We start from the raw sequence: 23,152 nt of genomic DNA, 5'->3' as shown, positions 1-23,152 counted from the left end.
ACCGGGTTCATCGGCTCGCTCCGGCCGGGGACGGAGTGCGGTCCTCTTCCTCGTGCTGGTCGATGCCGGAGCCGAGGCTGCGGGCCAGGTCGAGCATCATGCCGATCACCACCAGATAGACCCCGATGTCGAAGAAGACCGAGGTCACCAGGTGCGGACTGCCCAGCAGCGGTACCGCAATCGAGATGTCGTAGCTCTGGCCGATCCGGCCGCCGAACGCGATCGGCGCCACGATGCTCGACCCGGCGATGATCAAGCCGACCCCGAGTAGCCGGCCGGCATCGATCGGCGCGGCCTCGTCCAGCTCGTGCCGGCCACCGACCAGATAGCGGATGACCAGCGCCATGCCCGCGATCATGCCGCCGGCGAAGCCGCCGCCGGGCGCGTTGTGCCCGACCAGCAGCAGATAGACCGAGGTCACCATCATCGTGCCGAACAGCAGCCGGGTGATCACCTCGAAGATCAGCGAGCGCTTCAGCGGGGACAGGGTGACGCCGCCGCGGAGCCAGGTCAGCCCGCCGCCGTTACCGTTGCCGTTGCCGCGACGGGCGAGCCGGGTCAGGTCGATGTTGCGGGTCCGGATGAAGATCAGGCTGGCGACGCCGGTCGCGGCGACCACCAGGACCGAGATCTCCCCCATCGTGTCCCAGGCCCGGATGTCGACCAGGGTGACGTTGACGATGTTGAGGCCGTAGCCGAACTCGTACGCGACGTCCGGGAAGGTCTCCGACACCGGCGTCGCGATCCGCGAGCCGCTGGCGAGGAAGGCGATCGCGGCGATCACGAAGCCGACCGCCGCCGCGATGGCCAGCCGCCACCAGCGGCTCGAGTGCAAGGGCCGGTTGGTGAAGTATTTCGGCAGCTTGCGCAGCACCAGCACGAAGACGACCAGGACCACGGTCTCGATCAGCACCTGGGTCAGCGCCAGGTCGGGGGCGCCGTGCAACAGGAACAGCAGTGCGGTGCCGTAGCCGGTGACGCCGACCAGGATGACCGCCTTCATCCGGCCGCGGGAGGTGCCGGCGCCGATCGCCGCGATGATCATCACGACCCCGACCAGCACCTGGCCGGCCGAGTCGGCGATCCGGAACTCGGTCGGGAAATCGTTCATGGTCAGCAGCACGCTGCCCGGGGCACAAACCAGCACCAGCAGGATTGCACCGAGATAGATCGACAACGAGCCGCGCTGGGTGACCGCGGTGGTCTCCACCGCGACCCGGTCCAGGCCCCGCATCCACAGCTGGTAGGTCTCCGCGGCGTCCGGCACCCGCGGCAGGGTGGCCTGGATCCGGCCGATCCACTCCCGCTGGAAGAACATCGCGAAGCCGGCCAGCAGCACCACCGCCGACATCAGCAGCGGCGGCGTGAACCCGTGCCAAAGCGCGATCCCGTGGCTCTCCGCTCCGGTCGGCACCGTCGCCGCGATCGGCTCGATCGCGGCGGTCAACTGCGGGCCGAGGAACCCTCCGGCCAAGGACAGCACCGCGAGGATCACCGGCGCCGCGGCGAACCCGGCGGGGATCCGGCGACACTGGGTGGGTTCGGCCGGACCGCAGTCCTGGTCGTCCGGCTTGGTCGCGAACGTGCCCCAGAGGAACCGCAGCGAGTACGCGACGGTGAGGGTCGAGCCGATCAGCATCGCCGCGACCAGCAGCAGCGCGGTCAACTGGGGAATGCCGACGCCGTCGCCGCCGACCAGGTACGACAGCGACTCGAACGCCGCCTCCTTGGCGGTGAAGCCGATCAGCGGCGGCACCGCGGCCATCGAGGCCGAGGCCAGTCCCGCGGCGACGGCGATCACCGGGATCGACCGGCCCAGCCCGGACAGCCTGCGGATGTCCCGGCTGCCGGCGCTGCGGTCGACGATCCCGACCACCAGAAACAGGGTGGCCTTGAACAGGGCGTGCGAGATGATCATGGCCACCCCGGCCAGCTCGGCCGACCGGGTGCCCAGCCCGCACATGAAGACGAGGAAGCCGAGTTGGCTGACCGTGCCGTAGGCGAGCAGCACCTTGATGTCGTACTGCCGCAGGGCCCGCCAGGCCCCGATGATCATCGTCACCGCGCCCAGGGTGAGCACGATCGGCCGCCAGCCGGGCTGGCCGGCGAACGTCGGCGCCAGCAGGGCGACCAGGTAGACGCCGGCCTTGACCATCGCGGCGGCGTGCAGGTAGGCGCTGATCGGCGTCGGCGCGGCCATCGCGCCGGGCAGCCAGAAGTGGAACGGGACCAGCGCCGACTTCGACAGCGCCCCGATCAGGATCAGGATGACCGCGGCGATGATCACCGGCGAGGCGAGCTGCAACGTCGAGCTGGTCAGGATCTCCGAGATCGAGAACGTCCCGGTGGTCACCGCCAGCATGATGATGCCGGTCAGCATCGCCAGCCCGCCGAAGGTGGTGACGATCAGCGCGTTCAACGCCGCCCGGCGGTTGGCGCTACGGGTCGGTTTGTGCCCGATCAACAGGTAGGAGAAGACCGTGGTCAGCTCCCAGAAGACGTACAACACGATCAGGTCGTCGGCGGTGACCAACCCGAGCATCGCGCCGGCGAACGCGGTCAGCACCGCGCTGGTCCGCGGGGCGGGGTCCTCGTCGGCGAAATACCAGCGGCAGTAGAACAGCACCAGGGCACCGACGCCGGAGACGATCATGGCCAGGATCCATTGCAGGGTGCCGATCCGGAAGGACAGGTCGATGCCCAGCGCCGGGATCCACGGGATCGACTCGGTGATCGCTCCGCCACCCAGCACCACCGGCGCCTGCAGCCCGAGCCAGATCGCCGTCGTCAGCGGCGGCAACGCCAACACGAAATAGGCGCGACAACGCAGCCACCTGGCCAGCAGGGGCGCGAACATGGCAACGCCGAAGTGCACGGCGATGAGGAGCGTCACTCGGACCTCTCGTCGTCACTGATCGTGGGATGAAGAAGATACCGGCCATCTCACGGGCCGGGATTCGGCATTGTATCCGACCCCACCATGAGCCGACGCAGGGTGAGGAAGCGAACGACCGTGCCCATGGCGTTGGCGAAGATCAGCACGACCACCTCCACCCTCCGGTCCGCTCCCGGGGCGGCCGAGTGCAGCAGCCAGAGCGAGCCGCTGGTGAGCAGCAACCCGAAGCCGAAGGCGACCAGACCACCGAGGTGGTGGGTGAGCAGCCGGCGCCGGCCCTGGACTCCGAACGTCATCCGCCGGTTCGTCGCGGTGTTCCCGATCGCGGTGATCAACAACGCCGCGAGATTGGCCGGCTGGGCGCCGAGCGGGTCGCGCAGCAGCAGATAGATCACGAAGTAGGCGACGGTGCTCAGCACCCCGACGGCGCCGAACCGGATCAGCTGGGCCAGCAGGCCGGCGCTGGCCGGCGCCGGTCGGGAGGCCAGCAACTCCGTGCCGACCCGGCGCACCGGGATCCGGCCGGTGAGCAGGCCGCCGGCCAGCCGGGCGATCCCGCGCAGATCCTCCAGCGCGGTGGCGAGGAGGTCGACCCGGCTGTCCGGATCGTCGATCCAGTCGACCGGCACCTCGTGGATCCGCAGCCCGGACCGCTGGGCCAGCACCAACAGCTCGGTGTCGAAGAACCAGTTGTCGTCCTCGATCAACGGCAGCAGCCGCCGGGCCACCTCCCGTCGGACCGCCTTGAAGCCGCACTGGGCGTCGGAGAAGGAGGCCGCCAGGGTGCCCTTGAGCAGCAGGTTGTAGCCGCGGGAGATCAGTTCCCGCTTCGGCCCGCGGCTGACCCGGCTGCCGGGCGCCAGCCGGGTGCCGATCGCGAGGTCGGAGTGGCCGGAAATCAGCGGGGCGATCAACGGCAGCAGCGCCCGCAGGTCGGTGGACAGGTCGACGTCGGTGTAGGCCAGCACGTCGGCCTGGGAGGTGGCCCAGATCGTCTTCAGCGCCCGACCCCGGCCCTTGAGCTCCAGCCGGGTCACCCGGACGCCGGACAGCTCCCGCTCCAGGCCGCGGGCGATCCGGTACGTGTCGTCGGTGCTGGCATTGTCGGCGATTGTGATCAACCAGGAGAACGGCATCGACCGTCGCAGATGATCATGGAGCCGGCGGATCGAGGCGGCCAGGTCGACGGCCTCGTTGTGCACCGGGACGACCAGCTCCAGGGTGGTCTGCGCCGGGATCGCCGTGGTCATCGCGCCTGGCTCAGGTCGTAGCCGGTGACTCCGTCGATCGTGATCTTGGTGAAGTTCTCGCTGACCCAGGTGGAGATCTCCTCGGCTACCCGGCTTCCGCCGTTCTGCAGCCGGCCGCGTTCCTGGCCGTCGTCGCCGCCGAGGTAGTAGTGGATCTTGCCCTCGGCGACCAACTGCTGGAACTCGGCCAGGGTCGGGCTCGGATCGCTGCCGTTGAAGCCGCCGATCGCCATCACCGCGAGCCCGGTGGCCAACTGATAGCTCGCCGCCGCCTGGGACCCGGTGGTCGCGGCGGCCCAGGTGTAGCCGGCCGATCCTTCCTTCAGCCGGGCCGCTAGCTGTTCGCTGACCGTACCGCCGCCGAGCAGGCCGCCCGGGCCGCCGGTCCGGAGCTCGCGCGGCCCACCCGCGCCGGGACCCTGCCCCCGGCCCTGGCGCCCGTCCCCGTCCTGCTGCTGGCCCGGCGGCGGGCCGTAAATGATCATGCCGCCGGAGCCGGGGCCCGGTTCGACCGGACCGGCGGTGACGATGGATCCCTGGTGCGCGTTGGCGACGGTGTGCAGGGAGTACGCGGTCGGGCCGGCCAGGGCGGCCAGCCCGGCGGTGACGATCACCGCCCGGGCCGCGATCCGCGGCAGCCGGCCGGCGAACAGCAGACCGATCGTGGCCAGGCCGCCGATCACGGCGATCGGGATCCGCAGACTCGGGTACGGCTCGCTGGCGCGGGCCAACAGCAGCACCGCCCAGACCGTGGTCGCCCCGGCGGCCGCCGCGAGACCGATCCGGCCCAGCCACCGCGCCCGCTGCTGCCACAGTTCCGCCGCGGCGACGACGGTCACGCCGGCGATCGCCGGGGCCAGCGCCACCGTGTAGTAGTCGTGATAGATCCCGGCCATGAAGGAGAAGACCAGGCCGGTCAACAGCAGCCAGCCGCCGAAGATCATGATCGCGGCCAGCCGCAGCCGGGCCGAGCCGATCGCGGGCTCCGGGCCAACGGCAGGGCGCGGCCGGGTCAAGATCGCGATGGTCGCGACGACGGCCAGGATCAGCGCGGCCGGGATCAGCCAGCTGATCATGCCACCGGACACCGAATCGAAGAGCCGGGTCGGTCCGGTCTCACCCCAGCCGCCACCAGGCGAACCGCCGACACTGCCGACCTGTTCGCCGGTGATCCGGCCGAGGCCGTTGTAGCCGAAGATCAACTCCAGCACCGAGTTGTGCTGCGAGCCGCCGATGTAGGGCCGCAGCTGCGCCGGCAACAACTCGACCAGCGCGACCCACCAGCCGAGCGAAACGATCATCGCGGCGAAGGCGGCCAGCAGGTGCAGCAGCCGGGTCCGCAGCCGGGCCGGCGCGGCGATCAGGTAGACCACGGCGAAGGCGGGCAGGACCAGGAACGCCTGCAGCATCTTGGTCAGGAAGGCGAACCCGATCGCGACCCCGGCGAGGACGAGCCAACGGCCGCGAGCCTGCTCGATCGCCCGCAGCGTGGCGTACCCGGCCAGCGTCATCAGGAAGACCAGCAGCGCGTCGGGGTTGTTGAACCGGAACATCAACGCCGCGGCCGGGGTCAGGGCCAAGATCACGCCGGCCGCGATTCCGCCCCAGTGCCCGGACGTGCGGCGCACGGTCGCGTACAGGACCCCGACGGTGGCGACGCCGAGCAGCGCCTGCGGCACCAGGATGCTGGCCGAACTCAGCCCGAACAGCCGCACCGACAGGGCCATCAGCCAGAGGGAGGCCGGCGGCTTGTCGACGGTGATCGAATTCCCCGGATCGAGGGAGCCGAACAGGAAGGCCGTCCAGTCCATCGAGCCCGCCTGGACGGCGGCCGAGTAGAAGGAGTTGGCGTACCCGGAGGCGGTCAGGCCCCAGAGATAGAGCGCGGCGGTGCCGGCCAGCAGGGTCAGCAGGGAGCCGAGCTTGATCAGCGATCGTGGTCTCCGAAGGTTCATGGGGACGAAACTGCTGGCCGACTCTTTGCCGCCACCCTGGTCGCCCTGTGCGGGCGCTGTGGCAGGTTGTGCGGGAGGAAACGCGGCCCGATCCACCGAACGGGACGCCGGCTACGGGCCGCCGGAGCCACCGGCTACTGTCGCAAACATGCAGTTCACCCAACTCGGCCGGACCGGCCTCAAGGTTTCCCGGTTGTGCCTCGGCACGATGAACTTCGGCCCGCAGACCGAAGAATCCGACGCCCACAAGATCATGGACTCGGCCCACGACAACGAGATCAACTTCTTCGACACCGCCAACGGCTACGGCGGCGCTGATCACCGCGGCTGGACCGAGGAGATCATCGGTCGCTGGTTCGCCGGCGGCGGCGGCCGGCGCGAGCGAACAGTGCTGGCGACCAAGGTGTACGGCGACATGGGCGCCTGGCCCAACGAGGGCAAGCTGTCCGCGCTGAACATTCGGCGCGCGCTGGACGCCAGCCTGAAGCGGCTGCAGACCGACTACGTCGATCTGTACCAGTTCCACCACGTCGACCGGCTGACTCCGTGGGAGGAGATCTGGCAGGCCGTCGAGACCGCCGTCCAGCAGGGCAAGCTGCTCTACAGTGGCAGCTCCAACTTCGCCGGCTGGCATCTCGCCCAGGCCCAGGAGGCCGCCAACCGCCGCGGCTATCTCGGCCTGGTCAGCGAGCAGTCGCTGTACAACCTGGTCGAACGCAGCATCGAGCTCGAGGTGATTCCCGCGGCGCAGCACTACGGCCTCGGCATCATCCCCTGGTCTCCGCTGCACGGCGGACTGCTCGGCGGCGTGATCAAGAAGTCCAACGAGGGCGTCCGCCGGCTCGAGGGCCGTTCCGCGCAGTTCGTCGAGAAGAACCGCGACAAGCTGACGGCCTATGAGGAGCTGGCCGCCGAGCTCGGCCACGAGCCCGGTGATCTTGCCCTCGCCTGGCTGCTGCACCAGCCGGCCGTGACCGCGCCGATCATCGGCCCGCGGATCCAGGAGCAGCTCGACGGCGCCCTGCGCGCGGTGGAGATCACGCTCGACCAGGCCACGTTGGACAAGCTGGACGAGATCTTCCCCGGTCACAAGACCGCCCCGGAGGATTACGCCTGGTGATCTAGGGCACTAGCGCCTCGGCCATCAGGTCGATCCAGCGCCAGGGTTCCGCGCGCCCGCCGGGCAGTGCGCGGAAGTACTCCCAGACGTCGACGCCGCCGAAGTCCGGGTAGCGCCGGCACAGGTCACGGACCGTGCCGGCCACCCGGGCGACGTCGACATAGCCCGAGCCGTCGTCGGGATGGCCGATCACGCCGAGCACAACCTTGCTCGGCGGATAGACACCGCGGTCGATGATCGCGTCGTAGCCGGAGGGGTCGGCGGCCGAGCCGAAGCCGCTGTAGAACTGAGCGTTGACCCAGTCGATCTCGCTCCCCCGCTGCCGGAACAACTCCTCGTAGTCGAAGCCCGACAGGTTGTCGCCGCCGGTCAACGCGGTCGCCACCGGCGCCAGGATGATCACGAACTCCGGCCCGAAGTCCCGCCGCAGGGCGTCGATCAGGCCGATCACGCCGGGCAGGGACATGTCCTGCTCGACGTCGATGTCCACCCCGTCGAACCCGTGCCGGGACAGGAAGTCCCGCAGCGGCGGGTAATACCGGTCGAAGCCCTCGACGTCGAGTTTGTCGGTCGTGCCGGGCGCCCAGCCTCCGACCATGGCGAGCGCCTGGACTCCCGCCCGTTGCACCTCGGCCAGCTCGGACCACAGCCGATCATGGTAGTCGTCGTCGTGCTCATGATCATTGAGCACGACCCGCCCGTCATCGGTCAGGTGGACGGCCGCAATGATCAACTGGGTCAGCCGGCCGGAGGCGACCATCGGCCCGAGCGGAACGTAGTCGGATCCGGAGCCGTGAGACTGGTGATACACCATCAGACGACGTTGGTCGGTGCGGCCGTGAACCATGCCAGGATTCTAGTGGCGGAGAGAGGACTCGGTATGGACAGCAACGTTGGTGACGGCTCGACCCGACTGATCACCCTGCGAGGTGGTAGCGGTTCGGGCAAGTCGGTCGTGGCCGCGGAGATCCGCGCGGCGCGACCGGCCGGGTCGGTCGCGATCATCGGCCAGGACGTGATCAGGCGCGAGATCCTGAGCTCCGGCGAAGATGCCGGCGGTCATCCCATCGCCCTGATCGACCTGATGGCGAGACACCTGCTGGATCGGGGTCTCGACGTGATCATCGAAGGCATCCTGAACGCCGACTGGTACGCCGAGACGCTGACCCGACTGATCGCCGACCACCGCGGTGTCGGACGGTCCTACGTCTGGAATCTCACCTTCGAGGAAACCCTGCGCCGACACGCGACGAAGCCGGTGGCGAATGCGTTCGGGGAGGCGGAGATGCGGACGTGGTGGCGAGGCTTCCAGCCGATCACCGGCCTGGACGAAGCCGTCATCACGGCCGACGAGAGCTTGGAGGCCACAACCATTCGGATTGTTCGCGACTGTTGGCCCCTGGCCTCCTAGCTCACAACCTGTCGTTGCGACGTCCCGGATTTCCCTTGTTTCCAACGGATGTCGGTAGTTTCGGCTACAATAGAACACATGTTCGAGTCGATCGAGGGGTGCGCAGCGGGGCTCGGCGCCCGCGGCATCCTCGACGCTGCTCAGGCGGCGCAGCGGGCGCGGATCCTGGCCGAGAACGAGCTCCTCGTCCTCGCAGCCGCCTGGGCCGACACGTATCCGGCGGAGTCGATCCATCCCAGTGAGTTGGGCATGCCCGGTGCCGCCCGCGGCGTCCGGCCGGGCGGTGACGGCACGCCGGAGGTGAACGACCTGGCGATGACCGATTTCAGCGTCAAGATCGGCAGAAGCACCGCCGGCGGAATGATGTTCATCGCCGACGCCCTCGATCTCCGTCATCGATTCCCGTCGCTGTGGGGCAAGATCGTCCGCGGTGACGTGGTCGGCTGGCAGGCTTGCAAGATCGCCAAAATGACCCGGCCCCTCACCTACGACCAAGCCCTGCTCGTCGACGACGAGATCGCCCGATTCGCCGGGGTGGTGCCGTGGACGAAGCTGGAGAACCGGACCCTGGCCGCGATCATGAAGATCGACCCGGAGCGTTATGAGCAGCTGGTGTCGGGTCGGAAGAAGGACCGCGGCGTCTGGCTCGGCCGAGCCGACCAGGACGGCATGCGTGGCATCCACGGCCGAGTTGAGGCAGTCAAGGCCAACCGGCTCTACGCTGCCATCGACGAACTGGCCGGCTACCTTCCCGAAGAGACCGGCACCGCCGACGAACGACGAGCCGAAGCCCTCGCCATGCTCGGCGATGATCTGCAAGCCGCCGAACTCCGCGCCCGGCACCGCCAGCCCGACCTGTTCGATGAAGAGTTGGCGGCGGCGGTGGACGACATCATCGCCGAGACCGGCGGTCCGGTGGAGGAATCCGAGGTCCATCCGGCCCTGCGGGACAAGCCTCCGTCGGTGGATGTGGAGTCGGCGATCTTCCAGGCGGCGGTGCAGCGGATGCTGGCCCGGCTCGACCCGACCGTGCTGCTACCCACCGCGTACCTGATCGTCCACATCGCCGCTGAATCGCTGGAAAAGGGCCACGGCGTCTGCCGGGTGCCCGGTGTCGGGCCGACTACCATGGGCATCGTCAAAGAGTGGCTTGGTCACACCCGGGTCAAGGTGCGCCCGGTGATCGACCTGAACGACGTCCCGCCGCCGGTCGACAGCTATCAGATCCCAGACCGCCAACGACGCCACCTGCGCCTTCGGCAGCCGGGCAGCAGCTTCCCGTGGTCGACCGCGACCACGCGGCTCGATCTTGATCATGTCCAGCCGTATGTACCGCGGATGCGTGGCGGTCCACCGGGTCAGACCCGGATCGACAATGAAACCCCGAACAGCCGGTCTGAACACCGCGCCGTCACCCATGGCGGTTGGAACCGACGACAACCCGACCCGGGAGTCATGCTCTATCGGGCGCCCCACGGGGATGTCTATCTGACCAACTTCTCCGGCACTCATGATCTTGGTAGCGGCCGGTTCGCCCACGCCATCTGGAAGTTGGCACACTCCGAGCGTGATCAACAGCCCGGACGACTCGGCCCAACCTGACCGCGGAGGTCGGGTTTCGTTCCCTGAGCCTGTCGAAGGGCACGCCCGATCCACCCTCGGCCTCAGACCGACTCAAGGGACGCTCACGCACGGTCAGGCTTCACGGCGCGTTCGCCGAGGCGACTTCTTGATGTCGATCGACGAGCACCCGATGCACCGAGCATGTGATCACCAACTGTGGGATCGCAACTTGGGAGGACGCATGTCTCGGAAGACTGTGGGTCGGGTCGGAATCGCGGTGCTGGCGACACTCGGAGCGTCGATCGGGCCGGTGACGCTCGGCGTTCCGGCCGCCCTGGCGGCGCCGAGTGCGGGCAGCGAGAGCGTGGCCGAGGCGGCGTGGCGGGACAACCGGATCCTGCGCCCGAGCCATGGCGAGACCGTGTCCGGCGAGGTGCGGATCAGCGCCTCCGGCGGCCGCTACGGCACCCGCGCCTTCTTCGTCGATGGGGTCGAGATCGGCCGCACCAACGAGTGGACCGACATCGACATCACGCACGAATACAGCTGGGACTGGGACAGCCGTACGGTGTCCAACGGCCAGCACGTGATCAAGTCCGGCGCCGTCGAGAACGGCGTGATCGTCCACTACTCCGACCCGGTCACCGTCACCGTCACCAACTAGCCGAGGCCCGGGATCGCGCACCGCTCCAGGCCGAGGCCTGTGACAGGGTGTGCAGGTGCCCACTTCTTCGGCCAAGATCGGACGATGGCGGAGCAGCGCCGCGCGGGAGGCCTACGTCGAGGCCTACCAAACAGTGCTGCGGACTCTTCCCGAGCCGACGCGGACGCTCGACGTCGAGACTGAGTTCGGGTCGGTCCGTGCCTACGAGTGGGAGGGGACGGCTTCCGGGCCGCCGGTCCTGCTGCTGCCGGGCCGGGCCTCGGGAGCGCCGATGTGGGCCGAGAACCTGTCCGACTGGATCGGGCAGCGGACGATCTATGCGATCGACGCGATCGGCGACGCCGGCCTGTCCGTCCAGACGAGGCCGTTCGCGAACTCCGATGATCAGGCCGAATGGATCGCCCAGACGATCACTGGGCTCGGCGTCGACAAGGTGCACAGTGTCGGGCACAGCTTCGGTGGAGCCATCGCGACCATCCATGCCCTGCGGCACCCCGAGCAGGTCGCGACCCTGGCCCTGCTCGAACCCGTCCTCGTCCTCCGGCCGCCGCCGGTGTCGAGCTTGTTCTGGGCGACGATCACGCAACTCCCGCTCCCCCGGTCCTGGAAGGATCGCGCGCTGGCCGAGCTCGGCGGCGTCACCGTCGAGGAGGTCCGAGTCCGGACACCACTGTCGATCATGATCGACCACGGCAGCTCCGGCTACCGAGCCGTGCTCCCGACCCCTCGGATGCTCACCGACCAGGAATGGCGTTCCCTGCCGATGCCGCTCCGCGCCGACTTCGCCGGCACCAAATCCCTCGCCGGCGGCACCAAGGCCGCCGAACGGCTCCGCTCCCTGCGCCCGGACGCGACGGTCGAGCTCTGGCCGAACGCGTCCCATTCCCTGCCCATGCAGGAAAGGGCGGCCTGGCACCCGCGCTGTCGACCTTCTGGCGAGCCCAAAAAGATCTGCACTGACCGGGGGGTGGCTTCTAGGCTGGCACCCGTGCCCATCCGGATCCGTGCCTGCATCGTCAACCACAACACCTCCGTGTTCGCCGAGCTGGCGTTGCGGAGCCTGGCGGCGGCCCACGTCGACTGGCTCTCCTCCGGTCGGCTCCGGATCACGATCATGGACAACCATTCCACCGACGAAGGTCTCCCGAACCTGATCATGGCCTGTGATCAACTCGGCGTCGAGTTCACCCGCTCCCGCTGGCCGGTGGCGGACAGCAAGGTCAACAGTCACGGCGACGTGATGCGCGAGTTCGTCGCCGCTCACCCCACGGCCACGCACTTCCTGTTCGCCGACGCCGACACCTACCAGCTCGAGGACGACACCGTCGGCCGGATGGCGGCGGAGCTGGCTGCCGATGACTCCGCGTGGGCGATCCAGGCCCGATTCCCTTGGGTGGAAGAGCACGACGGTCCCGGGCGCAGCCTCAACCCGTGGGCCGGCCGGATCCAGCGGCTCGGAGCGACGATCGAGGACACGGCGACCGGACCCTTCGCCGGGCAGCACAAGCCGCGTTGCCATCCTGCGTTCAGCCTGGTCGTCAACACCGACGCATTCCGTCGCGTGGCCGACGTCGTCGGACTCTCCTCCGCCGTGATCATCGCCGTCGATCCGGAGATCGCCGGCTTCGCCGACACCTTCGGGCTGGCGACGTTGGCCATGCAGACCCACGGGCTGCACCATGCCCTCTCCTCCGCCATGATCGGGCACTACCACGGAGTCAGCTACCAGGATCCGAACCAACCGGCGGACGGCAAGCTCGAGGACTGCCAGCGCCGGCTGGCCCTGCTCCGTTGACCTAGGGACCCTTCGGGGTCGACGGCGCCATGGCGAGGATGGTCAAGATCGGATCCTGGTAGTTGTCCAGCGACGGCACGTGCGCCGCCTGGCCGGTCGCCGGCATCCCGTCCCACTTCCGGCTGCTCCACATCACCTGATAGCCGGTGCCCTCGGTGGCGATGAACGGTGCCTCGGCCAGCGCCTGCTCGGCGATCACCGAAGCCAGCGGTTTGGTCCCGGCGTAGTCGCCCGGATCGACGCTCTGCAAGCCGTACGCGGCATCGGACACCTTGGCGTTCTTCCACCGACCGTAGTTGACCGACGGCGACTCGGTGCCGATCGCCACCGTGTTCTGCAGCGAGTAGCCCTGGTAGGCGAAGTACATCGAGGTGCCGCCGGCCACGGTGCCGAAGAACAGCGGATATTCGCCCTTCGAGGCCGCCTTGTTGAAGATCGTTTCGGCCGGAGTCTGGATCTTCACGTTCAGGCCGAGCACCTCCTTCCACTGCGAGACGAAGATCGGCCCGGCCTGCATGTCTTGATCATTCGACACGTTGATGTACAGCGTGATCGGGTGTTCCTTGCCGTCCTTCTCCAGGTTGCCCGCCGCGTTGACGGTGTAGCCGCTGGCGGCTAGGCCGGCCTTGGCCGCTTCGATGTTCTGCTGCTGCGGCTGCGAAGTCTCCGGCGTCAGCACCGGTGCATACATGGTCGGGTCCAGCCCGGCCGGCGTCGGAATGGTGTAGCCGACGGCGGCCGCGTCGCGCGCCTTCGTCGGATCGATCGCATCCCGCATCGCCTTGCGGACGTTGACATCGTCGAACGGTTTCACGGTGTGGTTGAAGATCACGCCGTAGCCGCCGCCGTTGGGATAGAAGCGGTAGTGGTTGTTGTCCGGGTCGGGCTGGACGAAGTCGGTCAGCACGCCGGCGGCGGCACCGATCGTCCAGTCGATCTCACCCCGGCTGAGCTGGGCCTGCCGGGCGCCGACGCTGGCCCCGGGGGATGATCTGCACCTCGCGGACGCCCTGGCTCTTGCCGCCCCAGTAGTCGTCGCGGACCTCGTACTTGATGATCTCCGGCTTGAAGTCCTTGACCTTGAACGGTCCGGTGCCGACCGGGTCGAGGTTCTGATCTTTGTCGACGTTCTTCTTCGACCAGATGTGCTCGGGGAAGATCGGATACCAGGCGGCGAAGTTCAGCACCTGTTGCCGATCCGGCTCGTTGAACTGGACGATCGCGGTGTACGGGTCCGGCGTCTGCACCTTGCTGGCCACCCAGCACTTGTAATCCCACTCGCCGTTCTCGTCCTTCTCCCGATCCGTGCAGGCGTCGCCGATCGCGCGGTCATAGGTCCACTTCACATCCTTGGCGGTGAACTCGACACCGTCGGACCATTTCACGCCCTTCCGCAGGTGGTAGACGAGTTGCTTGCCGCCGTCCTTCATCTCGTACGACTCCGCCAGGGCCGGGGTCAGCTTGCCCGGGTTCGCCTTGTCCATCCCGAGCAACGTCTCGTACAGCAGCGACATGCCGGGGGCCACGCCCTTGCCGCCGACGGCCCAGAAATTCCAGTTCTTGGTGAACTGGTTGGACTCGCCCACCCCCGGATTGGTGTTCATGGCGATGGTCATCACCCCGTCGTTCTCGGCGACCGGCGGCTTGTTGCCGAAGCTGCCGCCGGAGCAGGCGGCGAGGGCGACCGCCGCCACCGCGGCGACCGCGATCAGGCCCTTCTTGATCTTCATGGCACTCCTTCGTGTCGGTTGGGGCGTGCATCGTCGGTGAGGTGGAGCCAACAGGCGACCGACCGGCCGCCGACGTCGACCAACGGCGGGTTGCGATCGGCGCACAGGTTCATGGCCTGAGGACAGCGGGCGGCGAAGCGGCAGCCCGGCAGATCGACCGCGACGTCGACCGGCTCCGCCTCGTCCTCGTCGTCCAGGCTCCCGGCGCCCGCGGCTCCGTTGTCCTTGTAGTGTTCGGGATTCGGCGCCGACTCCAGCAACAGTCGGGTGTACGGATGCAACGGCGCCGCCACCAGTTCCTCGGTCGGTGCCTGCTCCACGATCTCCCCGCCGTACATCACCGCGATCAGATCACTGAGGTAGCGCGCGCTGGCGATGTCGTGGGTGATGTAGAGCATCGCCAGGCTCTCTTGATCTCGAAGATCACGGAGCAGGTTGAGCACGTCCAGCCGGATCGACGCGTCCAGCATCGACGTCGGCTCGTCCGCCAGCAGCACGGCCGGGTTCATCGACAGCGCCCGCGCGATCGCCACCCGCTGCCGCTGACCGCCCGAAAGATCACTCGGATAGCGCTCCGCGTAGTCCTCGGCCGGGGTCAGGCTCACCTTCTCCAGCGCTTCGTGGACCCGCTCCCGGACGGCCGACCGGCTGCGGGCCTCCGTGTGCAGCCGAACCGCGCGACCGATGATGTGCCGCAGCGGCTTCAGCTGGTTCAGCGACCCGAACGGATCCTGGAAGATCAACTGGACCTCGGCGTAGTAGGCCGACCGGCCGCGCCGGCTCCGGTCCACCGGGACGCCCTGGAACCGGATCTCGCCCTCGGTCGGCTGATGCAGCAGTGAAAACAGCCGGGCCAGTGTCGTCTTGCCCGATCCGCTCTCCCCCACGATTGCGATGATCTGGCGCCGGAACAGCCGTAGCGAGACGTTGCGCACCGCCTTGATCTTGGTCCGGTGGCCGGTGCTCGACTTGCCGGTGAAGTGCTGGCTGACGCCGACCGCCTCCAGCACCGGCTGGTCGCCACCGGCCGCACCGGCCGCCGACTCGTTCATGATCGACTCTCCGCCGCGGCGACGGCGACATGGCAGGCGACCTCGCCGTCATCGAGGTCGACGAGCTCGGGTCGGACCTCGGCACAGCGATCGATCCGGACCGGGCAGCGCGGTTCGAAGGCGCAGCCGGCCGGCAGCCGGAGCAGGTTGGGCGGCGATCCGGCGATGCCGGTCAACCGGCGGACGGGTTCGGTCAGCGGCGGGAACGAGTCGCGCAGGCCCCGGGTGTACGGATGCCGCGGGTCGCGATACACCCGCTCGGCCGTGCCCACCTCGACGATCCGGCCGCCGTACATGATCGCGATCCGGTCGGCGATCTCCAGCAGCAGCGACAGATCGTGGGTCACGAAGATCACCGCGAACCCGAGCCGACGCTGCAACTGCAGGATCTGGTTCAGGATCCGGCGCTGCATCACCACGTCGACGGCCGTCGTCGGCTCGTCCATCACGACCAGCTCCGGGTCACAGGCCATCGCCAGCGCGATCAAGGACCGCTGTTGCATGCCGCCGGACAACTGATGCGGATAGTTGTTCATGTAGTCGGGCGCGATGCCGACCATGGCGAGCAGGTCGGCGACCCGCTGTCGCAGCGCCGTCTTGCTCAGCCGGGGATTCTTGGCCCGCAGCACGTCGGTGAACTGCGACCGCAGCCGCAGCACCGGGTTGAGACAGGCCATCGCCGACTGCATCACGACCGAGATCTCGCTCCACCGCAGCCCGGCCAGCTCGGGTTCGTCCAGCCCGGCCAGATCGACCGGGTCGCTGCCGCGGGAGCCGTAATACAGCACCTGGCCGTCGACCGTGACCGCGGGAATCCGTTGCAGCCGGGTGATCGCGGTCAGCAGCGTGGACTTGCCGGACGCCGATTCGCCGGCCACGCCGATGATCTCGCCCCGATTCACGGTCAGGTCGATGTCGCTGCAGGCCGGCACCCGGCCGCGTTCGGTCAGGTACGCGACGTTCAGCCCCCGCACCTCGAGCAGCCGGGTGGCCGTATCGGTGGTCGTCATCCGAGCACCTCCGTCGTCGTCGGCCGGGCCAGGCGGCGCCGCCGCCGCTCGGCCAGGAAGCGCCGGACGATCGCCGACCGCTTCGAGCTGAGGGCCGGGTTGGTCACCTCGTCCAGCCCGAAGTTGATCAAGGCGGTGGCGAACCCGAGCAGCGCGATCGCCAACCCCGGCGGCCCGAACCACCACCAGAGGCCGCGGAAGAGCGCGTTCTGGCCCGAGGCGAGATTGATCTCGGTGCCCCAGCTGTATTCGCTGGCGTTGCCGATGCCGAGGAACGCCATCCCGGACTGGGCGAAGATGCCGGCGACGAACGCGCTCAGGAACAGGCTGGAGGCCAGCCCGTTGAGGTGCGGCGCGATCTCCACCAGCACGATCCGCCACGGCTTCTCACCGATCGTCCTGAGGGCCGCGGTGAAGTCGCGGCCGCGCAGCGACATGGCCTGGGCCCGGATCGACCGGGCCGTGCCCGGCCACTCGAAGACGCCGATGATCACCGAGACCATGAACCAGTTGATGTCCCGAAAGGCGGCCGCGATCATCAACAGCACAACGAAGGACGGCATGGTCAGGAAGATGTTGATCACCGCATTGATCACGCCGTCGACGACGCCGCCGAGGTAGCCGGCGGTGATCCCGACGATCAGCGCGATGCCGGTCGCGATCAGCGCCGAGGTCAGCCCGACCAGCAGCGAGCCGCGGGTGCCGAGGACGATCCGGAGCAGCACGTCCTGACCGCTGGCGGTGGTGCCGAGCCAGTGCTCCGGGCTCGGCGGGGCGGCCAGCCGGTTCGTGTCGACGATCAGCGGATCCATCCCGAGCACGTCCATCATCAGCCACGGACCGCCGAACCCGACCGCGAACATCAGCACGAAGATCGCCAGCCCGATCCGGACCTTGGTGATCGAGAGGAACCGTCGCAGCATGAGGTCTCAGCGCTCCTCTCGGGTCCGCGGATCGAGCAGCACGTACACCGAATCGGCGAGGAAGTTGAAGATCAACGTGCTCAGCGTCGCCATCAGGAACAGCGTCTGCATCAGCGGATAGTCCCGATTGAAGATCGCCTTGTTGAACAGCAGCCCCACCCCCGGATAGGCGAAGGTGGTCTCGATGAAGACGATGGCCATCAGGATCCCGCCGAACGCCTGGGCCAGCCCGGTCACGTTGGGCAGCATCGCGTTGCGAGCCGCGTAGCGGAACAGGATGTCCCGGTGCGGCAGGCCCTTGGCCCGGGCCAGCACGACGAAGTCCTCGTTGGTCGTGTTGATCATCATGTTGCGCATCGCGAACATCCAGCCGGCGAAGCCGAGCACCAGGGTGACGAACAGCGGCAGTGCGGCGTGGTAGGCCGCATCGGGCAGGAACGCCGGATCACTGAGGGTCGGCTCGACGTCGCGGCCGTACGCCCCCTGGGCCGGGAAGTAGGAGTTCCGGTAGGCGAAATACCAGATGAACACCAGCGCCAGCCAGTAGGACGGGATGGAGTGGAAGAACATGATCACCGGGGTCAGCACCGAATCCGGCTTCGAGCCCGGCCGCCAGCCGATCACCGCGCCGCCCGCGGTGCCGATCACCCAGCCGCCGATCACGACGACGAAACCGAGCACCATCGTCCAGGGCAGTGCCTGGGCGATCATCTCGGTGACCGGGGTCGGATAGCTGGACGTGGACAGCCCGAAGTTGCCCTGGGCCAGCTCGCCCAGATACTGGCCGAAGGCGATCAGCAGATTCTCGTCCGGCTTTCCGTACAGGACTTCGAGGCTGCGCAGCTCGAACCCGCTCGGCGGCCGGCCGGTCGCGTTCATCGTCGCCTGGATGTAGTCCCGGACCGGATCGCCGGGCATCAGCCGGGGCAGGAAGAAGTTCAGCACCGTGGCCACGGCGGCAACGCCGAGATAGATCAACAACCGGCGGCCGAGGTAGCCGGCGGCGCCGATCAGGGCCGACGCCGAGCGCCGGCGCGGTGGGGCGACGGCCGCGGCCAACCGAAGACGATCCAGTGGTGCCCGCGGATCCAGCGTCCCGCCGGGGTCGATGGCCGGACGAAGATCGGAAACGGCCATCACGATCGCCTCCCCGCGCCCGCATCCCGGCCGAACCGGCCCCGATGGGTGGAGGCTAACCTTAAGCGCCTTAGTTGGTCAATCGTTTAGCGAAATTACTACTGGCCCTGATCAGCAGCTCCGGCTGCAGTTCGACCTCGGACTCGACGCCGGCGGAGCGGTCGAGCAGCCGGAGCGCGGCAGTCGCGGTGTGCCGACCGAGCAACTGGGCGGACCGGTCCAGGGCCGTGATCGGCGGGGTGGCGAGCCGGCAGATCGCCCCGTCCTCCCAGGAGATCACGGCCACGTCCTCCGGCACCCGCAGCCCGGCCGCCGAAATCGCCGCCAGGCCGGCCAGGGTGAGGATCTCGTTGTCGAAGACGATCGCCGTCGGCGGATCCTTCCGCCGCAACAGCGCCTCGGTCGCGCGGAGGGCGGCCCGCTCACTGTAGTCGGTGCGCGCCGTCGTGGTCCGGATGCCCGCCCGCTTCCCTTCCCGGGCCAAAGAACTGCGGCGCAACTCGGCATGATCGAGCTCCGCCGGGCCGCCGACATGGCCGATCCGGCGGTGCCCCTGCTCGGCCAGGTGGCCGACGATCTTGCGCATCGCCGCTGCGTCATCGACCGAGACCGTGCTGTGCCCGGTCGGTGCGTACGGTCCGGCCACCAGCACCGCCGGACAGCCGATGGCGGCCAGTGCGGCCGGCCGCGGATCGTCCTTGATCAGATTCAGCACCACCACGGCATCGACCCGGCGCTCGGTCCACCAGCGGCGATAGACCTCGACCTCCTCGGCCACCGTCGGCACGATCTGCAGCACCAGCGCCATCGATTCGCTCTCCAGCCCGCTGGACAGACCGGCCATGAACTGGATGAAGAAGCCCTCGCCGCTGGTGCTGTTGTCGTCGCGACACAGAGCCAGGCCGACCGCTCGGGCCGTCGAGTCCGCGAGCGCTCGGGCGGCGGCGTGCGGCCGCCAGTTCAGCTCGTCGGCGACCCGGCGGACCCGAACACGAAGATCATCCGACACGCCCGGCTTACCGTTCAGCGCGAAGGACACCGCCGCTTCGGAGACGCCCAGCCGCGCGGCGATGTCGCGCATCCGGCTCCGAGCCACAGGATTGATCTTAATCCGGGACGGGATCCGGGTAGGGCGATTCGGCGTGATCAGCCGGCGGCGGCCCGTTCGGCGGCCGCGGCCAGGGCGTCGATGCTGGACCAGTAGTGGGCGCGGGTCGCGGTCAGCCACGGCTTCGCGGCGGTGATCGGACCGGACAGCAGGGCTTCGTCACTCAGCCCGAGGTCGTCCACGATGTCGCTGAACCAACTCCAGAACTCCGTGCCCGGATCGACCCCGGGGGCCACCGCGCCGGCGAAGACGCCGGGGCCGAGGCTGGCCTGGGTCTCGGCGCGCTGCCGGACCGGTTCGCCCGACTCGGCCTCGACGATCCACCCCAGGAACTCGTCCGCATGCACCGCCCAGGCCCGGCCGAGCAGGTCGCCGATCAGTCCGGCCGCGGCCGCCCCCGCCCAATCCTCCTGATCACCGGTTCCTTGATCACCGGTTCCTTGATCACCGGTTCCTTGATCACCGGTTCCTTGATCATCTGGGATCCGGACCAGCCGTGCGGACAGGTCGATCGCATCCAGCGCGGGATCGTCCCGGCCCTGCTGCCATTCCCTGATCCGGACCAGGTCCGCCTCGTCCTCCACGCGCAGCCCGACGTCGTACAGCACGTCCCGCCAGCCGCGATCGGACCGGTACAGTCCGGCCGCCTCGAGCTCGAGACAGACCCGAACCACCCAGACCGGGTCGGGTTCCTCCAGGTCGTCCCGGACCTGACGCACCCACACCTCGGCCGGCAGCCAGAACGCCGGATGCCACAGAGCCTCGGGATTCACCGTGGGCCAGCGACGATCATGCTCGGACAGGACATCGGGATAGGCCGGCAGCGGAGCGGCGACGACGAACTCGGAGATCAGCTCGGCATGATCAAGTCCCGTGTGCTCGCGGAATTCGGCGTATCCGACCGCAAGATCATAGGTGGAGCCGCAGTCGAGCAGGGCGAGACCGGCGGGCACACCGGAGTTCGCGGTACGCCAGCGCGCGGCCGGGTCGGGCTCGTGCTCCGAGCTATACAAGGACACCGTCTGAATTCTGCCGCAAGGTCGCCTCTCGTTCGCGCTTGCGTACCTCGACGTCCTCCGGGTTGGTCGACGCCAACCGGTGGAAGTCGTCGGTCAACCTGATCTCGGTCGGCACCGCCCGGGTGTCGAGGTCCTGGTAGATGAAGATCGAACCACGCAGCACCTGGCTGTTGCGCGGGCTCTTCAACGCGTGCATCGAGTCCCAGTTGGGCTGTTCGCCGGTGTGCGAGTCACCACCCAGCGTGCCGGGCAGCATGATCCGCGCCTTGTAGCGGTCGGGGTTCAGACCGGCGATCCGGCAGGCGGCGATCGCCTCGTCCTCGTCCTCCAGCGGACCGATCGCCAGCCGGGAGATGTAGCCCTTCAACCCGGCCTCGAGCGCGTCGGTGACCCGCTGGGTGAAGAGCAGCGGCAGCACCCGTTGCGACCGGGCGAGCCGGCCGAGCCGCTCCACCTCGGCCGCACCGGCGCCGAGGAACATCCACGCCTCGTCCAGCGAGACGAAGCCGCCGCCGCGGGACCGCAACGCGGCCGCCGAGCCGAACACCATCATCCGGACCAGGGCCAGCGCGGTCCGCTGCCCCAGACCGTCCGGCTGCTGACCGGCCAGCGGCACATTGAGGTGGTTGTCGCCGACCATGATCAACGTGATGCCCTCGTTGACCGTCAGCGCCTTGGACTGCGGATCCGTGCCACACAAGGCCGAGAAGGTGGCCGAGTTGCGGGACTCCGACATCACCCGGCGGATCATGTCCTCCGGCAGATGATCAAGCTCCCGGTCGGCGATCTCCAACGCCTGGCCGATGCAGGTCGCGCCGTGCTCGACGCCGTACCGCAGCGCCTCACCGAGCGGCTGCTCCACCCGCGCCTTGGCCGAGCTGTCGCCCCAGACGTTGATCGACAACAACATCGAGCTGGCCAGCTCGACCCCGACCTCGGTGCTGGCCGAGAACCGGATCGGGTCGAAGATCCCATCGGCGGAACGGATGTCGTCCAGCCGGATCGTCTGGCCGCCGCAGGCCTCGACGACCGCGGCGTGATCGGAGCCCTGCTTCGGGTCGATGATCACGCCCGACTCGCCGGACCGGGCCCACTGATCGGCCAGGTTGAGGAGCAGCATGGTCTTACCGGAGCCGGTGGAAGCCGCGCAGAGGAACAGCGGCAGCTTGTCCTTGGCCGAGGCGGCCTTCGGCGACAGCCAGGCCGGCTGCCGGTCCCGCTCGGTGAAGCCGACCAGCGCACCGTCGGCGTCGCCGACGAACGACAGCGAAGTGATCCCGGACGCGGCCACGACCTGGACCGGGATGTCGTGCAGTTTCGGATTGGCGCGCACGTTGGAACACAGCCAGGTCTCGGCCATCGCACCCGGCTGGAGCAGGGTCATCGGCGCCAGCCGGATCGGGTTGCTGGCGGAGTTGAAGGTGTCCAGGCTCTTGATCCCGGAGAAGGCGACCAGCCCGCTGGCGTCGATCAAGGACGGGTTCGCGCCGCCCTTGCCGTAATGATCTTCGACCTGGCCGAGCTTCATCAACATCTCGTCCTGCTCGCTGCGGGACAACTGGCCCTGCTTGCGCCGATCCTCGATGTCGCGGATGAACCGCTTTCGCTGGCTGCGCAGCTGATTCCGGGTCATCTTGGCCGGCTCGACCAGCCCGCGCAGCGACACCGCGATCGCGCCCTCGTCGATCAAGGACGACACCCAGTGGGCGATCGGGTCGGTCGGCGAATCGAACTCGAAGTCGAACTCGGTGACCGACGCGTACGTCACGGCGCTCTGCCCGGGCACCGCCTCGAGCGCCTCGCAGTTCTCGGTGCCGACGATCTCGGCGATACGCATCGAGTCGGGCGAGTGGAAGACGTGCATGTGCTCGAGGTGGTTCAGCCGCGGCGTGGCCGGAGTCTCGCCGAGATTCCAGTACGCGTCGGCCAGCTTGAACTGCTCCGGCCGGGGCACCACCAACCCGCAGCGGGCCAACGCCGCGTCGACCCGGGCGTAGTCCTCGTCGAAGTCGGCGAGCGGGATCAGGCCGTCCTTGAAGAACGCGGCCAACGAGTCGATCCGATCACGGAATCCGCCGCCACCGCCGACCTTGTCGTTCAGCTGGACGCCGAACAGCAGCAGCCGGTTGTCGATCGGCTCCTCGCCGAATCCCTTGTTCAGATAGGTTCCGAGCGGATGGGTCCAGGGCAGATGGAAGTTCTCCTGGACGTTGATCAACAACGCGTGGGTCCGCCGGTACGACGACCGCGCCGTGTAGCGGCGATTCGAGGTGGCGTCGACCAGACCGGCCAGCTCGACGTAGGCCCGGAACAACGGCGTCATCGCGTCCAGCGCCGACTTGTCGTCGCGGGCGTCGACCACCGGCTTCAGCGGCACCGACCGATAGAGCCAGACGCTGCCGTCCATGCTGGAGCGGCAGCGGCCGCCGGGATAGGTCGGGCCGAGCGTGGTGTAGTAGGTCGGCTTGGTCGACAGCTGGTTCAGCGCCGAGCCGCGTCGCTTCTGTGCCGCCATGATC

At 68.5% G+C, this 23,152-nt stretch carries 18 protein-coding genes; 5 read left to right on the top strand and 13 right to left on the bottom strand.

Annotation, left to right across the window (positions count from 1 at the left end):
* Positions 1–7: 7 nt before the first annotated feature.
* From FNH24_RS22210 to FNH24_RS22200, 3 genes are read right to left on the bottom strand one after another with little or no spacing between them, the layout of a single operon-like run.
* Positions 8–2,893, bottom strand: a complete 2,886-nt coding sequence (locus FNH24_RS22210) for a Na+/H+ antiporter subunit A (RefSeq protein WP_152364428.1) — start codon at positions 2,891–2,893, stop codon at positions 8–10.
* Positions 2,894–2,943: 50 nt separating this feature from the next.
* On the bottom strand, positions 2,944–4,146 hold the full coding sequence (locus FNH24_RS22205; protein ID WP_152364427.1) for a bifunctional glycosyltransferase family 2/GtrA family protein: 1,203 nt from the start codon (positions 4,144–4,146) through the stop codon (positions 2,944–2,946).
* Complete coding sequence (locus FNH24_RS22200) at positions 4,143–6,101, bottom strand: ArnT family glycosyltransferase (protein ID WP_152364426.1); 1,959 nt, start codon at positions 6,099–6,101, stop codon at positions 4,143–4,145. The genes FNH24_RS22205 and FNH24_RS22200 overlap by 4 nt, the downstream gene beginning before the upstream one ends.
* Positions 6,102–6,249: 148 nt before the next feature.
* On the opposite strand from FNH24_RS22200, the gene FNH24_RS22195 reads away from it, so the two are divergent.
* Entirely contained in the window at positions 6,250–7,221 is a 972-nt protein-coding gene (locus FNH24_RS22195) for an aldo/keto reductase (protein ID WP_152364425.1), read from the top strand.
* Position 7,222: 1 nt separating this feature from the next.
* On the opposite strand, the gene FNH24_RS22190 is transcribed toward FNH24_RS22195, so the two are convergent.
* Positions 7,223–8,035, bottom strand: a complete 813-nt coding sequence (locus tag FNH24_RS22190) for a glycosyl hydrolase family 18 protein (protein WP_246187019.1) — start codon at positions 8,033–8,035, stop codon at positions 7,223–7,225.
* A 66-nt stretch (positions 8,036–8,101) separates the two neighbouring features.
* Between FNH24_RS22190 and FNH24_RS22185 the strand changes: the two genes are divergently transcribed.
* From FNH24_RS22185 to FNH24_RS32005, 4 genes are all read left to right on the top strand, one after another.
* Positions 8,102–8,632 carry an AAA family ATPase gene (locus FNH24_RS22185; protein ID WP_152364423.1) on the top strand — a complete coding sequence of 177 codons (531 nt, stop codon included), beginning with the start codon at positions 8,102–8,104 and terminating at the stop codon, positions 8,630–8,632.
* Between the two features lie 78 nt (positions 8,633–8,710).
* Positions 8,711–10,234 (top strand): DUF222 domain-containing protein, encoded by a 1,524-nt coding sequence (locus FNH24_RS22180; protein WP_161606260.1) that lies wholly within the window; start codon positions 8,711–8,713, stop codon positions 10,232–10,234.
* A gap of 202 nt (positions 10,235–10,436) precedes the next feature.
* A complete protein-coding gene (locus FNH24_RS22175; protein WP_152364421.1) occupies positions 10,437–10,859 on the top strand; it encodes a hypothetical protein in 423 nt (140 codons plus the stop codon).
* Between the two features lie 55 nt (positions 10,860–10,914).
* Entirely contained in the window at positions 10,915–12,654 is a 1,740-nt protein-coding gene (locus FNH24_RS32005; RefSeq protein WP_217428418.1) for an alpha/beta fold hydrolase, read from the top strand.
* Position 12,655: 1 nt separating this feature from the next.
* On the opposite strand, the gene FNH24_RS32480 is transcribed toward FNH24_RS32005, so the two are convergent.
* The 9 genes from FNH24_RS32480 to FNH24_RS22120 all read right to left on the bottom strand — a co-directional run bounded on the left by FNH24_RS32480 (position 12,656) and on the right by FNH24_RS22120 (position 23,148).
* Complete coding sequence (locus FNH24_RS32480) at positions 12,656–13,561, bottom strand: ABC transporter substrate-binding protein (protein ID WP_281351066.1); 906 nt, start codon at positions 13,559–13,561, stop codon at positions 12,656–12,658.
* A 31-nt stretch (positions 13,562–13,592) separates the two neighbouring features.
* Complete coding sequence (locus FNH24_RS32475) at positions 13,593–14,384, bottom strand: ABC transporter substrate-binding protein (RefSeq protein ID WP_152364419.1); 792 nt, start codon at positions 14,382–14,384, stop codon at positions 13,593–13,595.
* On the bottom strand, positions 14,381–15,436 hold the full coding sequence (locus FNH24_RS22150) for an ABC transporter ATP-binding protein (RefSeq protein ID WP_152364418.1): 1,056 nt from the start codon (positions 15,434–15,436) through the stop codon (positions 14,381–14,383). Before FNH24_RS22150 ends, FNH24_RS32475 begins: the two co-directional genes overlap by 4 nt.
* Complete coding sequence (locus tag FNH24_RS22145) at positions 15,433–16,446, bottom strand: ABC transporter ATP-binding protein (protein WP_152364417.1); 1,014 nt, start codon at positions 16,444–16,446, stop codon at positions 15,433–15,435. The genes FNH24_RS22150 and FNH24_RS22145 overlap by 4 nt, the downstream gene beginning before the upstream one ends.
* On the bottom strand, positions 16,443–17,369 hold the full coding sequence (locus FNH24_RS22140; protein WP_152364416.1) for an ABC transporter permease: 927 nt from the start codon (positions 17,367–17,369) through the stop codon (positions 16,443–16,445). Before FNH24_RS22140 ends, FNH24_RS22145 begins: the two co-directional genes overlap by 4 nt.
* 6 nt (positions 17,370–17,375) lie before the next feature.
* Positions 17,376–18,506 (bottom strand): ABC transporter permease, encoded by a 1,131-nt coding sequence (locus tag FNH24_RS22135; protein ID WP_152364415.1) that lies wholly within the window; start codon positions 18,504–18,506, stop codon positions 17,376–17,378.
* A gap of 70 nt (positions 18,507–18,576) precedes the next feature.
* Positions 18,577–19,602 (bottom strand): LacI family DNA-binding transcriptional regulator, encoded by a 1,026-nt coding sequence (locus tag FNH24_RS22130; protein ID WP_152364414.1) that lies wholly within the window; start codon positions 19,600–19,602, stop codon positions 18,577–18,579.
* A gap of 50 nt (positions 19,603–19,652) precedes the next feature.
* Positions 19,653–20,633, bottom strand: a complete 981-nt coding sequence (locus FNH24_RS22125; RefSeq protein ID WP_152364413.1) for a hypothetical protein — start codon at positions 20,631–20,633, stop codon at positions 19,653–19,655.
* Complete coding sequence (locus tag FNH24_RS22120; RefSeq protein ID WP_152364412.1) at positions 20,620–23,148, bottom strand: ATP-binding protein; 2,529 nt, start codon at positions 23,146–23,148, stop codon at positions 20,620–20,622. Before FNH24_RS22120 ends, FNH24_RS22125 begins: the two co-directional genes overlap by 14 nt.
* Positions 23,149–23,152 lie beyond the last annotated feature (4 nt).

Origin of the sequence: Microlunatus speluncae (assembly GCF_009299835.1) — a bacterium.
Taxonomy (GTDB): Bacteria; Actinomycetota; Actinomycetes; order Propionibacteriales; family Propionibacteriaceae; genus Microlunatus; species Microlunatus speluncae.
Note: the sequence above shows the minus strand (reverse complement) of the source record. Positions and strands in the feature narration are given on the sequence as shown.

What these genes read in the sequence shown, in the direction of transcription:
- FNH24_RS22205 (WP_152364427.1), bottom strand. Translation starts at nt 4,146, where the DNA reads ATGACCACGGCGATCCCGGCGCAGACCACCCTGGAGCTGGTCGTCCCG.
- FNH24_RS22200 (WP_152364426.1), bottom strand. Translation starts at nt 6,101, where the DNA reads ATGAACCTTCGGAGACCACGATCGCTGATCAAGCTCGGCTCCCTGCTG.
- FNH24_RS22195 (WP_152364425.1), top strand. Translation starts at nt 6,250, where the DNA reads ATGCAGTTCACCCAACTCGGCCGGACCGGCCTCAAGGTTTCCCGGTTG.
- FNH24_RS22190 (WP_246187019.1), bottom strand. Translation starts at nt 8,035, where the DNA reads ATGGTGTATCACCAGTCTCACGGCTCCGGATCCGACTACGTTCCGCTC.
- FNH24_RS22185 (WP_152364423.1), top strand. Translation starts at nt 8,102, where the DNA reads ATGGACAGCAACGTTGGTGACGGCTCGACCCGACTGATCACCCTGCGA.
- FNH24_RS22180 (WP_161606260.1), top strand. Translation starts at nt 8,711, where the DNA reads ATGTTCGAGTCGATCGAGGGGTGCGCAGCGGGGCTCGGCGCCCGCGGC.
- FNH24_RS22175 (WP_152364421.1), top strand. Translation starts at nt 10,437, where the DNA reads ATGTCTCGGAAGACTGTGGGTCGGGTCGGAATCGCGGTGCTGGCGACA.
- FNH24_RS32475 (WP_152364419.1), bottom strand. Translation starts at nt 14,384, where the DNA reads ATGAAGATCAAGAAGGGCCTGATCGCGGTCGCCGCGGTGGCGGCGGTC.
- FNH24_RS22150 (WP_152364418.1), bottom strand. Translation starts at nt 15,436, where the DNA reads ATGAACGAGTCGGCGGCCGGTGCGGCCGGTGGCGACCAGCCGGTGCTG.
- FNH24_RS22145 (WP_152364417.1), bottom strand. Translation starts at nt 16,446, where the DNA reads ATGACGACCACCGATACGGCCACCCGGCTGCTCGAGGTGCGGGGGCTG.
- FNH24_RS22140 (WP_152364416.1), bottom strand. Translation starts at nt 17,369, where the DNA reads ATGCTGCGACGGTTCCTCTCGATCACCAAGGTCCGGATCGGGCTGGCG.
- FNH24_RS22135 (WP_152364415.1), bottom strand. Translation starts at nt 18,506, where the DNA reads ATGGCCGTTTCCGATCTTCGTCCGGCCATCGACCCCGGCGGGACGCTG.
- FNH24_RS22120 (WP_152364412.1), bottom strand. Translation starts at nt 23,148, where the DNA reads ATGGCGGCACAGAAGCGACGCGGCTCGGCGCTGAACCAGCTGTCGACC.